This window comes from Streptomonospora wellingtoniae (assembly GCF_031845375.1).
Classification (GTDB): Bacteria; Actinomycetota; Actinomycetes; order Streptosporangiales; family Streptosporangiaceae; genus Streptomonospora; species Streptomonospora wellingtoniae.
In genome coordinates this window covers 1-14,747 of the sequence record NZ_JAVREK010000030.1, presented here as the reverse complement: position 1 = coordinate 14,747, position 14,747 = coordinate 1, and the positions used below count along the sequence as shown (strand labels likewise).

Annotated in this window: 13 protein-coding genes; 5 read left to right on the top strand and 8 right to left on the bottom strand. The window is 70.7% G+C overall.

Annotated features, from left to right (window positions below; translation table 11 throughout):
- Window positions 1-17 precede the first annotated feature (17 nt).
- Window positions 18-986, top strand: a complete 969-nt coding sequence (locus tag RM446_RS22125) for a 4-hydroxy-3-methylbut-2-enyl diphosphate reductase (protein ID WP_311547332.1) — start codon at window positions 18-20, stop codon at window positions 984-986.
- Between the two features lie 126 nt (window positions 987-1,112).
- On the opposite strand, the gene RM446_RS22120 is transcribed toward RM446_RS22125, so the two are convergent.
- The gene (locus tag RM446_RS22120; RefSeq protein ID WP_398695700.1) at window positions 1,113-1,703 is read right to left on the bottom strand and encodes a TetR/AcrR family transcriptional regulator; all 591 of its coding nucleotides are present in this window, start codon (window positions 1,701-1,703) and stop codon (window positions 1,113-1,115) included.
- Window positions 1,704-1,873: 170 nt separating this feature from the next.
- Here RM446_RS22120 and glpX point away from each other — a divergent pair, with 170 nt between their 5' ends.
- Together glpX and RM446_RS22110 are read left to right on the top strand one after the other, a co-directional pair.
- Window positions 1,874-2,905 carry a class II fructose-bisphosphatase gene (glpX, locus tag RM446_RS22115; RefSeq protein ID WP_311547331.1) on the top strand — a complete coding sequence of 344 codons (1,032 nt, stop codon included), beginning with the start codon at window positions 1,874-1,876 and terminating at the stop codon, window positions 2,903-2,905.
- A 212-nt stretch (window positions 2,906-3,117) separates the two neighbouring features.
- Window positions 3,118-4,602 carry a hypothetical protein gene (locus RM446_RS22110; protein ID WP_311547330.1) on the top strand — a complete coding sequence of 495 codons (1,485 nt, stop codon included), beginning with the start codon at window positions 3,118-3,120 and terminating at the stop codon, window positions 4,600-4,602.
- Window positions 4,603-4,689: 87 nt separating this feature from the next.
- Here RM446_RS22110 and RM446_RS22105 read toward each other — a convergent pair whose 3' ends face one another.
- Entirely contained in the window at window positions 4,690-5,514 is an 825-nt protein-coding gene (locus tag RM446_RS22105; protein ID WP_311547328.1) for an ABC transporter permease, read from the bottom strand.
- Entirely contained in the window at window positions 5,511-6,578 is a 1,068-nt protein-coding gene (locus RM446_RS22100) for an ABC transporter ATP-binding protein (protein WP_311547327.1), read from the bottom strand. The genes RM446_RS22105 and RM446_RS22100 overlap by 4 nt, the downstream gene beginning before the upstream one ends.
- Window positions 6,579-6,770: 192 nt before the next feature.
- On the opposite strand from RM446_RS22100, the gene RM446_RS22095 reads away from it, so the two are divergent.
- Entirely contained in the window at window positions 6,771-8,159 is a 1,389-nt protein-coding gene (locus RM446_RS22095; RefSeq protein WP_311547326.1) for a class II fumarate hydratase, read from the top strand.
- 168 nt (window positions 8,160-8,327) lie between these two features.
- On the opposite strand, the gene RM446_RS22090 is transcribed toward RM446_RS22095, so the two are convergent.
- From RM446_RS22090 to RM446_RS22070, 5 genes are all read right to left on the bottom strand, one after another.
- Complete coding sequence (locus RM446_RS22090) at window positions 8,328-8,981, bottom strand: aggregation-promoting factor C-terminal-like domain-containing protein (RefSeq protein WP_311547363.1); 654 nt, start codon at window positions 8,979-8,981, stop codon at window positions 8,328-8,330.
- Window positions 8,982-9,424: 443 nt separating this feature from the next.
- Entirely contained in the window at window positions 9,425-9,640 is a 216-nt protein-coding gene (locus tag RM446_RS22085; RefSeq protein ID WP_311547324.1) for a hypothetical protein, read from the bottom strand.
- Between the two features lie 262 nt (window positions 9,641-9,902).
- A complete protein-coding gene (locus tag RM446_RS22080; RefSeq protein WP_311547322.1) occupies window positions 9,903-11,171 on the bottom strand; it encodes a PhoH family protein in 1,269 nt (422 codons plus the stop codon).
- A gap of 375 nt (window positions 11,172-11,546) precedes the next feature.
- Window positions 11,547-12,308: an isoprenyl transferase gene (locus tag RM446_RS22075; RefSeq protein ID WP_311547321.1), complete on the bottom strand. Its 762-nt coding sequence runs from the start codon at window positions 12,306-12,308 to the stop codon at window positions 11,547-11,549.
- A 128-nt stretch (window positions 12,309-12,436) separates the two neighbouring features.
- The gene (locus tag RM446_RS22070; RefSeq protein ID WP_311547320.1) at window positions 12,437-13,024 is read right to left on the bottom strand and encodes an RNA polymerase sigma factor; all 588 of its coding nucleotides are present in this window, start codon (window positions 13,022-13,024) and stop codon (window positions 12,437-12,439) included.
- 181 nt (window positions 13,025-13,205) lie between these two features.
- Between RM446_RS22070 and RM446_RS22065 the strand changes: the two genes are divergently transcribed.
- Entirely contained in the window at window positions 13,206-14,579 is a 1,374-nt protein-coding gene (locus RM446_RS22065) for a serine/threonine-protein kinase (RefSeq protein WP_311547318.1), read from the top strand.
- Window positions 14,580-14,747: the final 168 nt, after the last annotated feature.

Genomic DNA, 14,747 nt, shown 5'->3' with positions numbered 1-14,747 from the left:
GCCCTTAGGATGGGGGCATGACTGCGACGAACAGCCGCCGTGTCCTGCTCGCCAAGCCCCGCGGCTACTGCGCCGGCGTGGACCGCGCCGTCGTCACGGTCGAGAAGGCCCTGGAGCAGTACGGCGCGCCCGTCTACGTGCGCAAGCAGATCGTGCACAACACCCATGTGGTCAGCACGCTGGAGGAGCGCGGCGCCGTCTTCGTCGAGGAGACCAGCGAGGTCCCCGAGGGCGCCATCGTGGTGTTCTCCGCCCACGGCGTCTCGCCGATGGTGCACGACGAGGCCCACCGGCGGCAGCTGAAGACCATCGACGCCACCTGCCCTCTGGTGACCAAGGTGCATAAGGAGGCCAAGCGCTTCGCCTCCGAGGACCGCGACATCATCCTCATCGGCCACACCGGCCACGAGGAGGTCGAAGGCACCAGCGGCGAGGCGCCCGAGCACATCCAGATCGTCGACGGCCCCGACGAGGTCGACAAGGTCGAGGTACGCAATCCCGAGAACGTCTCGTGGCTGTCGCAGACCACGCTGTCCGTGGACGAGACCAACGCCACCGTCGACGCGCTGCGCTCGCGCTTTCCCAATCTGCTCGACCCGCCGAGCGACGACATCTGCTACGCCACCTCCAACCGGCAGGACGCCGTGAAGGAGATGGCGGCCGAGTGCGACCTGGTCGTCGTGGTCGGCTCGGAGAACTCCTCCAACTCGGTCCGGCTCGTCGAGGTGGCCCTGGAGGCCGGCGCCACCAGCGCCCACCTCATCGACAACGCCTCCCTGATGGATGAGGACTGGCTGGAGGGAGTCGCGACCGTGGGCGTCACCAGCGGCGCGTCGGTGCCCGACCTTCTCGTCCAGGACCTGCTGGACCGGCTGGCGCGCTCGGGTTACGAGAACGTGCACGAGGTCGAGACCGCGCAGGAGAGCCTGACGTTTTCACTGCCCAAGGAGCTCCGCCGCGACCTGCGGAGCGAGACCGCAGGCTGACCGGGGCCGGGCGGACTCCCTGCCCAAAGAGCTCCGCCGCGACCTGCGGAGCGAGACCGCAGGCTGACCGCTTCCGCGTGCGGCGGCCGGTCCGGACCCGTTCCGGCGGCCGTTCGCGAGGCGGGCTCAGCCGGTGCGCTCGCGCCGGTCCCGCGGCTCCAGCCGTGACAGCAGCGAGGTGATGTCGTCGGCGAGGCGGCGCGCGTCGGCGTCGCCGCGGCGCACCACCTCGGTGACCGCGACCAGCATCGCGCCGCTGACGACCATGAGCAGCGCCTCGTCGACCGGTTCATCGGCCTTGCGGAACAGGGCCACGTTGCGGTCGGTCCACTCCCGCAGGCGCTCGCGCAGCTGTGACTCGAACCCGGGCGGGCCGTCGCCGGAGAAGAACAGCAGCGTGGTGGCGCGCTCGTCGATCGCGCCGTCCAGGTAGGCGCGCGCCGCGGTGTACATCAACCGGGTGGGGTCGCTCTCGCCCTGGGCGCGCCCCCGCGAGACGGCCTGGTGGGTGCGCTCCTGCTGGCGCTGCTGGTAGTCCTCGTACAGCGCCATGTACAGGTCGGCCTTGCCGGTGAAGTGGTGGTAGAGGCTGCCCACGCTGGCTCCGGCGTGCTCCACGACCTCGCTGACCCCGGCGCGCGCGAAGCCGACCGTCCGGAACACGTGCGCGGCCGCGTCGAGCAGGGCGCTGCGCGTGGCCGCTCCGCGGTGCGACATCCGGGCGGGCTTGTGGTTCGCTCTGTCCACAGTCAACGTCGGCTTACCGTCCTTTCCGTGGCGGCGTGCCGTCGGCCCGCCTAGGTCGACATTACGTCAGGTGATTACGCTTGTCCCAAAACCACCGACCGCGTCCAGGTGGCGCGCAGCCGGCTTGGAAGGGTTGACAGATGAGCGTTCCCACCACCCCGCCGGAGTCACCGGGGGCACCCGATCGCAACCTGGCGCTGGACCTGGTCCGGGTCACCGAGTCCGCCGCGCTCGCCGCCGCCCGCTGGGTGGGACGGGGCGACAAGAACGGCGCCGACGGCGTCGCGGTGCGGGGAATGCGGCACATGATCAGCACGGTGTCGATGCACGGCACGGTGGTGATCGGCGAGGGCGAGAAGGACAACGCCCCGATGCTCTTCAACGGCGAGTCCGTGGGAGACGGCAGCGGCCCCGACTGCGACGTGGCGGTCGACCCCATCGACGGCACCCGGCTGACCGCGATGGGCATGCCCAACGCCGTCTCGGTGCTGGCCGTGGCTCCGCGGCACTCGATGTTCGACCCGTCCGCGGTGTTCTACATGGAGAAGCTGGCCACCGGCCCGGAGGCGGCGGCCGCCGTCGACATCAGCGCACCCATCGGCGACAACGTGCGGGCGGTGGCCCGCGCCAAGGGCGCGACCGCCCAGGACGTGACCGTGGTGATCCTGGACCGCCCCCGCCATCAGGAGATCGTCCAGGAGGTCCGCGAGGCCGGCGCGCGGATCAAGTTCATCACCGACGGAGACGTCGCGGGCGCCATCATGGCGGCACGCGCCAACACCGGGGTCGACCTGCTGCTGGGGATCGGCGGTACGCCCGAGGGCATCATCGCGGCCTGTGCCATGAAGTGCCTGGGCGGGGTGATCCAAGGCCGGTTGTGGCCAACCGACGACGCTGAGCGCGGAAGAGCCCTCGACGCCGGCCTCGATCCGGAGCAGGTGCTGACCACCGACGACCTGGTCGCATCGGAGGACGTGTTCTTCGCCGCTACCGGCATCACCGACGGCGAGCTGGTGGGCGGTGTGCGCTACGAGGCCGGGGGGGCGATGACGGACTCCCTGGTCATGCGGGGTCGCACCGGCACGGTCCGCCAGGTGCGCAGCGAGCACCGGCTGGCCAAGCTCGCCGCTGTCAGCGGAGTGGACTTCGCATCGGCCGCAACCCCGCCGTGACCTCCCCGATCGGCCGCAATGCCGCGATTGCGCATTGGTACCTTCGTATCGGATAAGTGCGTCGCTGCGGAGGTTCGATGTCCTACCCTGATCCCCCCAACCAGCCGCCGTGGGGAGCCCCGGGCCCGCCCGGCGGCCAGTACCCGCCTCCCCCGGCCGGGACGGGTTATGCGCCGGCGCCCGGTGCGCCGCAGCGGTCGAACCGCATCTGGATGGTTCCGGTAGCGGCGGGGCTGGGTGTCGTCATGATGGCCGGAACCGTGTGGGCGGCCACGTCGGTCGCCCAGAACGTCTTCGTCGGCGCCCGGCCCGAGTCGGTTCTGCCCGGTTCCTCGATCGCCTTCGCCAAGCTGGACCTGAAGCCCAGCGGAGGCCAGTTGGCCGACTACGCGCAGTTCGTGAACCGGCTGCCCGACTCCATGCGCGACGAGATCGACCCCGACGCCGATCCCGCCGAGGAGCTCGTCGACTCCTACATCGACGAGGCGGGCCTGGACGGCATGTCCTACGAGGAGGACTTCGAACCCTGGCTGGGCCAGCGCTTCGGCTTCGCCATGTGGGTGCCGGGCAACGAGGAGGCCGCCACCGAGAGCGGCGGCACGACCATGGCCGTCGCCATCGAGGCCGAGGACGAGGAGGCCGCCGAGACGGCCCTCGACGAGATCCGCAGCACCACCGACGAGGACACGGCCTTCGACGTGCGCGACGACTTCGCGATCCTCGCGCCCAACTCCGCCGCCCTGACCGACCTCGAGTCCCAGGTGGAGTCGGAGGGCACCCTGGAGGACCTGGACACCTACAACCAGGACATGGAGGCGATCGGCACCGAGAACGTCGCCTCCGCGTGGATGGACCTCGGACAGCTGGCCTCGTCCGCCGCCGAGGACTCCGGGGGCACGGGCGGCTACGGCCTCGACGAGTACGGCGGCGTGCAGCAGCCGGACCCGATGGAGTCGCTGGGACAGTACGAGGACGTCAGCGGGCGCATGGCGCTCGGGCTGCGCATCGAGCCGGAGTACATGGAGCTGCGCGGCGACACCTTCGGGCTGACCGCCGACGGCGTGTCCACTGCCGACTACGACCTGCCCGAACCCGGCCTCCAGCTGCTGGGCGACCTGCCCGACGACACCGTCTTCGCCGTCGGCGGCAGCGGTGCCGCCGAAATGATGGGCCAGGCCTACGAGCAGAACCCCGAGGAGTTCTCCGACCTCGACGGCCTGATGTCGGAGCTCGGCCTGACGATGCCGGACGGGCTCACCAGCCTGCTGGGCGAGCGCACCGCGCTGGGCATCACCGACCTCGGCGGTTCGGTCGACGAGTTCTTCGGCGGCGCCACCGGGCCGCCGTCGCTGCAGTACCGCGCCGAGGGCGCCGACTCCGGCGCGGTGCAGGACGCGATCGACACCATGTGGGAGAACTCCTACAACGCGCCCCCGGGCGTCACCAGCGAGGGGTCGGTGACCGTCGCGACCTCGGGCACGACCGGCACCGGGCGGCTGGGCGACGACCCCGTGTTCGAGCAGACGATGGCCGGAACCGAGTCGGCCCACATGGGGATGTACCTGGACCTGCGGCCCGTCGCCGAGAGCGCCGAGGAGAACGCGCCCGAGCAGTGGGGGGCGGTCGGAGCCTCGGTGACCTTCGACGCCGAGGTCATGTCGATGCGGGCCCGCTGGGCGCCCGACGGCGGCAGCTGAGTCCGGGACCGTTCCCCGGTGGGTTCCGGCGCGTCTCGCATCCGGGACGCGGGAACCCACCGGGACGGCCCGGCGCGGCAAGGGCCCTCAGTCGATCAGCTTGCGGCGCATCTGGAACACCGCCAGGCACCACACGACCACGATGAACGCGGCCAGCGCGGCGAAGTGGCCCGCGGCGGTGGCGACGTCGGTGCCGAACGCGGTGCCGCGCACCAGCTCCACGCAGTGGTACAGCGGATTGATCTTGGCCGCGACCTGTGCCCAGGGAGGAAGCGTCTCGATGGGGAAGAACGTGCCGGCGATGAGGAACAGCGGCGTGATGACGCCGGAGATGATGTAGTCCATCGTCTTGATGGACGGCACCGCCGCCGACATCCAGATCCCGGTCAGCGCGAACCCGAAGCCGGTGACGAAGGTGATGACCGGCACCAGCAGCATCGCCCACGAAGCGGGCAGCCCGAACCCGATCGCCACCAGCAGCGGGGCGCAGCCGTAGACGCCCGACTTGCAGGCGATCCAGCTGGCTTCGCCGGTGACGAGCTCGCGCACGTCGACGGGCGCGGCCAGCATGCCGTCGTAGGTGTGCTGGAAGACCCGGCGCACATAGGTGTCGATCAGGCCCGGGAACATCGAGGTGAACAGCACCGAGGTGGCGACGATCCCGGTGCCCAGGAAGTGGATGTAGTCGTATCCGCGGATCGCGCCCACCAGCGAGCCCAGACCGACGCCGAACGCCAGCAGCATGAGGATCGGCTCGACCACCGCGGCGAACGTGGTGGGCTTCCAGCTGCGGCGGTACAGAGCCCACTCGCGGGCCAGCACGCCCGCGATCGGCGCGAGCTCGAACCGCCCCGGCGGCGCGTGAGCGGCGGGGGCCGCGGCTCCTCCTGCGGTCCCGGTGTCCACACTCATTCCACACGCTCCCCGGTCAAGGTGACGAACACGTCCTCGAGGTTGCCCGCGCGGGCGCTGCCGCGCCCCAGCGAGTCCCGCAGCGAATCGGGGATCTCGTCGGCGCGCAGCACGGACAGGGTGGCGCCGGTGCGCCGGGCGGTCAGCCCCGCGGCGGCGATGCGCGCCTCGATCTCGTCGGCCCGTGACCCCGGCTCCAGGGGGAACTCCTCCACGGTCGAACCCGCGTAGCGCGCGATGAGCTCGGCCGGGACGCCGCGGGTGACCACCCGGCCCTTGGCCATGAGCGCCACGACGTCGGCGAGGCGCTCGGCCTCCTCGATGTAATGGGTGGACATCAGCACCGTGACCCCCTCGGCGCGCAGCGCCGTGATCAGCCCCCACAGCTCCTGGCGCACCTGGGGGTCGAGCCCGACGGTGGGCTCGTCCAGCAGCACCAGGCGCGGGCGGTGCACCAGCCCGCGGACGATCAGCAGGCGGCGGCGCATTCCGCCGGAGAGCTTGTCGGCGCGCAGGTCCGGGCGGTCCGCGAGGTGGGCCAGGTGAAGGGCGCGCTCGACGGCTTCGGCCCGGCGGGCCCGCGGCACCCGGTACAGGTGCGTGAACACCTCCAGGTTCTCGCGGACGGTCAGCTCTTCGTCGAGGTTGTCGTGCTGGGGTACGACGCCCATCTCGGCGCGCGCGAGCTTCGAGGCGCGCGGCACCGGGTGGTCCAGGACGGTGATCTCACCGGAGTCGGCGCGGCTCTGCGCGGTGAGCATCTTCATGGTGGTGGACTTGCCCGCGCCGTTGGGGCCGAGCAGCCCGAAGACGGTTCCGGCGGGTACATCGAGGTTCAGCCCGTCGACCGCGGTGAACGAGCCGAAGCGCTTGACGACGTTGCGCAGCCGGATCGCGGGAGCGGTGCCGGTTTCGGCGCCGTCGGCCGACGGCGCGCCGACGGCGCGCTCGACGTCGGGACCGGTGGCGCGGACGGGCTGTGAGCGGTCGGAAGGGCCGTCGGAACCGTCCGGTCCGGATGGTTCGCCAGGGCCCGGAGACGGGCGGTGTCCCGGTAGCGACATGGGACAACCGTAGAAGCGCCGCGCGCGTGATATCCACTCCTTTTCCCTCCCGGGAGCGGGGGCGCCGCCGCGCCCGCTGCGGTCCGGGCGTGCGTAGCCGCAGGCGGTACGGGGTTGCCGACCGGGCCCGGGCGCGAATCTGGCACTCTTGGGAGCAGGTTTCCCGGACGTGTCATGAGGTGTGATTCAACGATGGGCGATTTCCGCATCGAGCACGACTCGATGGGCGAGGTGAAGGTCCCCGCTGAGGCCAAGTGGCGTGCGCAGACGCAGCGCGCGGTGGAGAACTTCCCGATCTCCGGGCAGGGTCTCGAACACGCCAACGTCGCCGCCCTCGGCCATATCAAGGCCGCGGCGGCGAAGGTGAACACGGAGCTGGGGGTGATCCCCGAGGAGTTCGGCAAGGCGATCCGCGAGGCCGCCCTGGAGGTCGCCGAGGGGAAGTGGAATGCCGAGTTCCCCATCGACGTGTTCCAGACGGGCTCGGGCACGTCGAGCAACATGAACACCAACGAGGTGGTCGCCACGCTGGCGAGCGAGCGCTCGGGTGCCGCCGTCCATCCCAACGACCACGTCAACGCCTCGCAGTCCTCCAACGACGTTTACCCGTCGTCGATCCACATCGCCGCCGTCTCGGCCGTGGTGAACGACCTCGTCCCCGCTCTGCGCCACCTGGAGGCCGCGTTCGCCGCCAAGGCGGAGGAGTTCTCCACCGTCGTCAAGAGCGGGCGCACCCACTTGATGGACGCCACGCCGGTCACCCTCGGCCAGGAGTTCGCGGGTTACGCGGCCCAGGTGCGCAACGGCGTCGAGCGGCTGGAGGCGACCCTGCCGCGCGTCGCCGAGCTGCCGCTGGGCGGGACCGCCGTGGGTACGGGCATCAACACCCCCGAGGGGTTCGCCGCGAAGGTGATCGCCGAGATCGCCTCCGCCACCGGCCTGCCGCTGACCGAGGCCCGCGACCACTTCGAGGCCCAGGGCGCCCGCGACGGCCTGGTGGAGCTGTCGGGTCAGCTGCGCACCGTCGCGGTGGGCTACGTGAAGATCGCCAACGACATCCGGTGGATGGGCTCGGGGCCGCGCACCGGCCTCAGCGAGATCCGGCTGCCGGACCTGCAGCCGGGCTCGTCGATCATGCCGGGCAAGGTCAACCCGGTGCTGTGCGAGGCCATGCTCCAGGTGTCCTCGCAGGTGGTCGGCAACGACGCCGCCGTGTCCTTTGGCGGGGCGGCCGGCAACTTCGAGCTCAACGTGCAGCTGCCGGTTATCGCGCGCAACGTCTTGGAGTCGGTCCGGCTGCTGGCCAACGTCTCGCGGGTCTTCGCCGACCGCTGCGTGTCGGGCATCGAAGCCGACGAGGACCGCTGCCGCGAGTACGCCGAGTCCTCCCCCTCGATCGTGACGCCGCTCAACCGCTACATCGGCTACGAGGAGGCGGCCAAGGTCGCCAAGCAGTCCCTGGCCGAGCGCAAGACCATCCGCGAGGTCGTGCTGGAGCGCGGCTACATCGCCGACGGCACGCTCACCGAGGCCCAGCTCGACGAGGCCCTGGACCTGCTGCGGATGACCAACTCGCAGTAGGCCGCCGAACCCGCCGCGCCGCCGCGTCCCGCACTGCCGGGGCGCGGCGGCGCTGTGTCGGCGCCGCTCGTGCCCGGGCACGGCTGCGGCCCCGGGCGGGAGGGGTGCCCGGGGCCGCGGGTGCGGCCGGGAGGCGGTCCGAGGGGCCGCCTCCCGGCCGGGGCGGGTCTAGTACCAGCCGTTGGCCTGGGAGTGGTTCCAGGCCTCGCACGGGGAGCCGTAGCGGTCGTCGATGTAGCCCAGTCCCCACTCGATCTGGGTGGCGGGGTTGGTCTGCCAGTCGTCGCCGGCGGAGGCCATCTTGCTGCCCGGGAGGGCCTGCGGAATGCCGTAGGCGCCGGAGCTGGGGTTCTGCGCGGTGTGGTCCCAGCCGCTCTCCTTCTCCCACAGGGGTTCGAGGCAGGAGAACTGGTCGGCGCTCCATCCGTAGTCGGCGAGCATGGACTCGGCGATGGCCTTGGGGTCGCCCGTGGGGGCCGATCCGCCGCCGGAGCCGGAGTCGCCGGATCCGGAGTCGTCCGGTTCCTCGGGCTCCTCCTTCTTCTTCTCCTTGGTCGTCGCCGAGCCGTTCACCGCGCCCGTGACGTCGGAGAGGCGGTCGCGCACTTCGTCCCGCTGCTGCTTCAGCTCCTGGTCGGAGACCTGCTCCGCCGCGAAGAACTGCTGCGGGTCACTGGTCGCCTTAGGGACCACCACCGAGGCGCTCTCCTGAGGGCCGCCCCCCTGTTCGGCGAACGCGGTGACGGCGAACGCCGCGCCTGCGACCACCGCTGCGGAGCCGACCGCAGAGGCGACTCGCAACGAGATCCGGTTGAGTAGCAACAATCGCCCTTTCGCCAGTCGCGCACCCGGCGATGCGTGCGCGAACGAGCTTGTGCCCTGGGTCTCCGCTGATTTCGAGAACGGGAGAGCGAGACGTGCTTCGTGCTGAACGCCGGCCGGTCCCGCCCGGGGAGAAGACCGCGTGGAGGTCGGGGGTCAAAGAACCGTCACACGCGCCCCAAGGGCTCCTAATCACAACGGGACCCACCCTGCCGCATGATCACGACCGCGTAACACGGTTTGAGCTATGACCTAGTTCACATTGCACACTGTTATCCAGGAATATCCCGGAAGGAGTGCCCATTGCGCGACCCACCCCGGTCGACTGCGGTGATTCGTACACGGAGCCGAACCCGCGCAGCCCTCGACTACCGTACGTGTCGGAGTGGGAATCGCCATCGCGACCGGCCGGTGCGCACGCGTCCGCCGAGGCCTGCCCGGTCTCAGTCGAGGGGCAGGTGTCGGTGCTCCTTGCCGGTCCCGGCGCACATGCGGCACTGCTCTTCGGCCCGCTCCCAGGTGATCATCCCATTGCCGTCCGTGACGGGACGCTCGGGCGACCACAGGCCGCGGCCGTCGCAGTAGTGGCACACGAGGTCGGCGCGGCCGCACCACGGGCAGTCGGTGAGCGCGCAGCATTCCCGTGTCGGTGTGTCCATGGGCCCCTCCCGAAACGGCTGTAGCTTCCCACAGCGCCGGGACACCGTCCACCCCGCCCGTGCGGCGCGGACGATCACCGACCCACCCGCGAACCACGTTGATCTTGTAGCCATCGTGAAGGAAAACGATTTCCAGTGACGATGGCTACAAGATCGACGGTGCTGTGCACCGGCGGCGCGGCTCGTCCGCGGGAGCCGCCCCGAAAACAGGTGACCGCGCCGCCCCCGGTCCGGTTCCGGAGGCGGCGCGGTCGGCGGAGGCTCAGCCCTCCAGCATCTCGGTCACCAGCGCGGCGATCGGCGACCGCTCGGACCGCGTGAGCGTGATGTGGGAGAACAGCGGGTGCCCCTTGAGCTTCTCGACCACGGCGACCACGCCGTCATAGCGGCCCACCCGCAGGTTGTCGCTCTGGGCGATGTCGTGGGTGAGCACCACCCGCGAGTTCTCGCCCAGCCGCGACAGCACCGTGAGCAGCACGCCGCGCTCCAGCGACTGCGCCTCGTCGACGATGACGAACGCGTCGTGCAGCGAGCGCCCGCGGATGTGGGTCAGCGGCAGGACCTCCAGCATCCCGCGGTCGACCACCTCGTCGACGACGTCCTGCGTGGTGACCGCCGAAAGGGTGTCGTGGACCGCTTGGGACCATGGCGACATCTTCTCGTTCTCGGTACCGGGAAGATAGCCCAGGTCCTGGCCGCCCACCGCGTACATCGGCCGGAAGACCATCACCTTGCGGTGCTGGCCGCGTTCCAGCACAGCCTCCAGGCCCGCGCACAGCGCGAGAGCGGACTTGCCGGTGCCGGCCCGGCCGCCCAGGGAGACGATGCCGACCTCGGGGTCGGTGAGCAGGTCGAGCGCGATGCGCTGCTCGGCGCTGCGCCCGTGCAGCCCGAAGACGTCGCGATCGCCCTTGACGACCTTGACCGACTTGTCGGGGAGCACGCGCCCCAGGGCCTTGCCGCGCTCGGATACCAGTACGAGACCGGTGTGGCAGGGCAGGTCGCGTGCCGCCTCGATGTCGGCGGTGCCGTCGCCTTCGAACAGCGCCGACACCTCGTGCGCGGGCACGTCCAGTTCCGCCATCCCGGTCCACCCGTGCTCGATGGGCAGCTCGGCGCGGTATTCGTCGGCCGCGAGCCCGATCGAGGACGCCTTGATCCGCATCGGCAGATCCTTGCTGACCAGGACGATGTCGCCGCCCTCGGCCCGCAGGTTGGAGGCGACGGTGAGGATGCGGGTGTCGTTGTCACCGAGTCGGAATCCCGCCGGAAGTACCGACTGGTCGCTGTGGTTGAGCTCCACCCGCAGCGTCCCGCCCACCTCGTTCACCGGGACGTCGGCGTCGAGGCCGCCGTTCTCGCGGCGGAGGCCGTCCAACCGGCGAAGGGCCTCGCGGGCGAAATACCCCAGTTCGGGGTGGTGTCGCTTACTCTCCAGCTCGGTGATGACGACTATCGGCAGGACCACCGCGTGCTCGGCGAACCGGCCGATAGAGGCGGGATCGGCCAGCAATACGCTCGTGTCCAGCACGTATGTCCGCCGCTCGCCCCCTCGGTCGGCTAGGTCGGGAGTTTCGTCGGCACGGAGGTGGGTCGAGGAACTAGCCACTCGTTCTCCCCTTTGGGCGCGACTGGGCGCCCTGGTCTCACGGGATACCAAGGACCGGGACCAGCCCCGCAAGGGCCGGGACCGGCCCTCGTCACCATGAGTTCCTTCACTGGCCAGGACCTCAAACGCTCGGGGCCTCCCGAGTGAGCGGGTACGCACCGCCCACTTGATTCGACGGTACCCGGCTGCGGGCAAAGAGCAAGGCCCCCGGGCCGCACGGCGTGTGAACGCCCCGTTGCGCAGGTTCTCCTCCGTTCCGAGCGCGGGGCGGTGCGGCCTGCCCGATGCGGGGGCGGCTCAGGTGCCGAAGCGCCGGTTGCGTGCGCCATAGGCACGCAGCGCACGCAGGAAGTCCACCTTCCGAAAGGCCGGCCAGAAGACCTCGCAGAAGTAGAACTCGGCCTGTGCGCTCTGCCAGAGCATGAATCCGGAGAGTCGCTGCTCGCCCGAGGTCCGGATGAGAAGATCCGGGTCGGGCTGGCCACGCGTGTAGAGATGCTCAGCGATGTGCTCCAGGTCGAGTCGCTCGGCGAGCTCCTCGAGACTGGTGCCTCTGGCCGCCTCGGCGACGAGGAGCGACCTAACCGCATCAGCGATCTCACGCCTTCCTCCATACCCGACCGCAACATTCACAATCAGGCCGGAGTTTCCGGATGTGGCCGCGTGTGCCTCTTTCATCACCCGCGCGGTGGAGTCGGGCAGCAGGTCGAGAGCGCCCATGGGGTTGACGTTCCAGCCTTCGCGGCGCAGGCGCGAGACCGTGTCCTCGATGATCCCCAGCAGGGGTTCGAGCTCCTCGCGGGGGCGCGTGAGGTTGTCGGTGGACAGCAGCCACAGGGTGACGACCTGCACGCCGACCTCGTCGCACCAGCCCAGCAGCTCGAAGATCTTCTCGGCCCCCGCCTGGTGTCCCGCCTGCACGCTGTCGAGACCGCTGATCCGCGCCCACCGGCGGTTGCCGTCCAGCACGACGCCGACGTGGCGCGGGATCTCGAAGCTGCCCAGCGAACGCTCAAGCCTGCGCTCGTACAGCCAGTACAGGGGGTCACGGAGCCCCATGGGACGCTACCTTTCGCCGCGTTCGGGGGACAGACGCGGGCGCGCCCGTCCATGTCACCGCACCCCGGCGCAGCGACCACGAGCTTGCGCGCCAACGTGTCCAGCCTAGGGCGATTCGCCGGACTCCGTCACTGTAGTGACGCTCTGACGTGCTTGCGCCCCTCGTGGATACGGGACTTCACCGTGCCCAAGGCGAGATCGAGCTCGTCGGCGATCTCCTTGTAGTCCATCTGGCAGAGGTCGCGCAGGACCAGAGGGGCGACCAGGTTGGGGCGGTCGCGCTCCAGCTGGTCGAGGGCCTCCAGCAGGTCGATCCGGGAACCCGCGATCACGCTCGTAGTGCGGGGGTCGCGCTGGTTCGGGATGCGGTCGGCCTCAGTCGGCATCTCCGCGGAGCGCCGCTTCATCGACCGGTAGGTCTGCCGCGCCGAGTTCGAGACCACCGTATACAGCCACGTGGTGAAGAGCGAATCGCCCTTGAAGCCGCCGATGTTGCGGGCGACGCGCAGCAGGGCGTCCTGGCAGGCCTCCTCGGCGTCCTGGCGGTAGGGGAGGAAGCGCGCGCACCGGCGCAGCACCTCCGGCTGGATCCTGCGGAGCAGGTCGTCCAGGGCCGCGGCGTCCCCGTCGCGCGCCCGGAGCGCAAGCTCCTCAAGGGAGTCGTCGACCCGGGCGGCCGACCGGCGGGTGGTGGGGCCCTTGTCACTGTTTTCCACGGCTGCCAGCTCCCTGCGAGAACGAATGCGCTCTACACGTGTTACACGTCCATCCCCCACTATGAGGTTCACATCCCCTTTCGACGCGTACGTGCGCCCGGCGGCTCCGCGACCGCTTCCCCGCCCTGCGCGCGAACTCACCTCCACGTTTGGCCCTCGCGGCACTGGTAAGGCACACCCTGTGGCACAACCGGACACTTTCGGCCGATACCGCGTCGTTCGGCATCTCGGCTCGGGCTCGTTCGCGACAGTATGGCTCGCGCACGACGACTGGCTGGACACCCCCGTGGCCGTCAAGGTCCTGGCCGAGAACTGGACGCACCAGCTCGACGTGCACCACCGCTTCATGGAAGAGGCGCGGATCCTCCGCCAAGCCGACTCCGCATGGCTGATCAGGGTGCACGACATCGGGACGCTCCCCGACGAGCGGCCGTACTTCGTCATGCCCTACGCCGACCAGGGCAGCGTGGCCGACCTGGCCGCGAAAGGACCGCTGCCCCTGGACGAGGCCCTGCGGCTGCTGACCGAAATCGGCCAAGGCGTCACCGTCCTCCACCGCCACGGCACCATCCACCGCGACATCAAGCCATCCAACGTACTCCTGCAGTCGTCGCCCGTGGGCCAACGAGTCCTGGTGGCCGACCTCGGGTTCGCCAAGGCGATCGACGGCGCGTCGGGCTTCACCGCCGCCGCGGGCACGCCCGGCTACATGTCCCCCGAACAGCGCGGCTCCGGCGGCGACCTCGACGTGCGGGCCGACGTCTACTCGCTCGGCGCCGTCGCCTACGAGCTGATAACCGGCCGCCGACCGCCGCAGCCGCCGGTGCGGGTGCCCCCGCGGCGGCTGCGGCCGGGCGTGCCGCGGGCCCTCGACGCCCTGATCATGTCCGCGCTGGCCGAGGACCGCGCCGCCCGCCCGACCGACGCCAAGGCGTTCACCGACCGCATCCGCGCCATCCGCATGACCCCCGACCTGCGCTCGGAGCTGCCGTGGTGGGTACGGCACCGCTCGCTCTGGCGGCGGGCGGCGGCGGCGTTCTGCTCCCTCGCGGTGCTGATGGCCGCCACGACCGGCGCCGCCGCCTCGACCACCGGCGTGCTGACCGAGGTGCGCTACGCGGGCGACGAACTGAGCCTGGCGGTTCCGCAGGCCTGGGCGCAGCAGTTCCACAACGGCCGCGCGGTGCCCAGCGCCGTGGAGTCCGACACCGCCTCCGGCGTGCTGGTGGCCACCGACCTCGATGCCTGGGACGACCCCCAGGCGGCGGTGTCCGGCGTGTTCGCCGCGCTGCTGCACGGTACCGGGCACAATCTCGACTCCGCGCTCAGCGGCGCCCCCTGCCGGGGGCCGGTCGAGCGGCGCCCGTTCGAGGGACCCGAATGGTCGGGCCAGATCCGGCAGTGGCCCTCCTGCCCCGGGCGGCCGGGCGCCGTCGCCGTGGCCTCGCTGGCCAGCAAGCACCGCGAGGCGACGCTGTACCTGGAGGTCCGCCAACCCGGCTCCCAACCCGATGTGATCGACCGCATCGTCTCCGCCACCCGGCTCGCGCGCTGAGCCGGCCCTCACGCATCCGCCGCCGCGGCGCGCACCCCCGATGACCCTTCTATGTCAAGCGGCGAGATGATGCTCGATCGCGGCATGGACCCACCCCGCCCGGTCCCGGACCATGGCCCGGTAGATCACATCGATCAGATGGCGTTTGAGTACCCGGTAGGCGCCCCG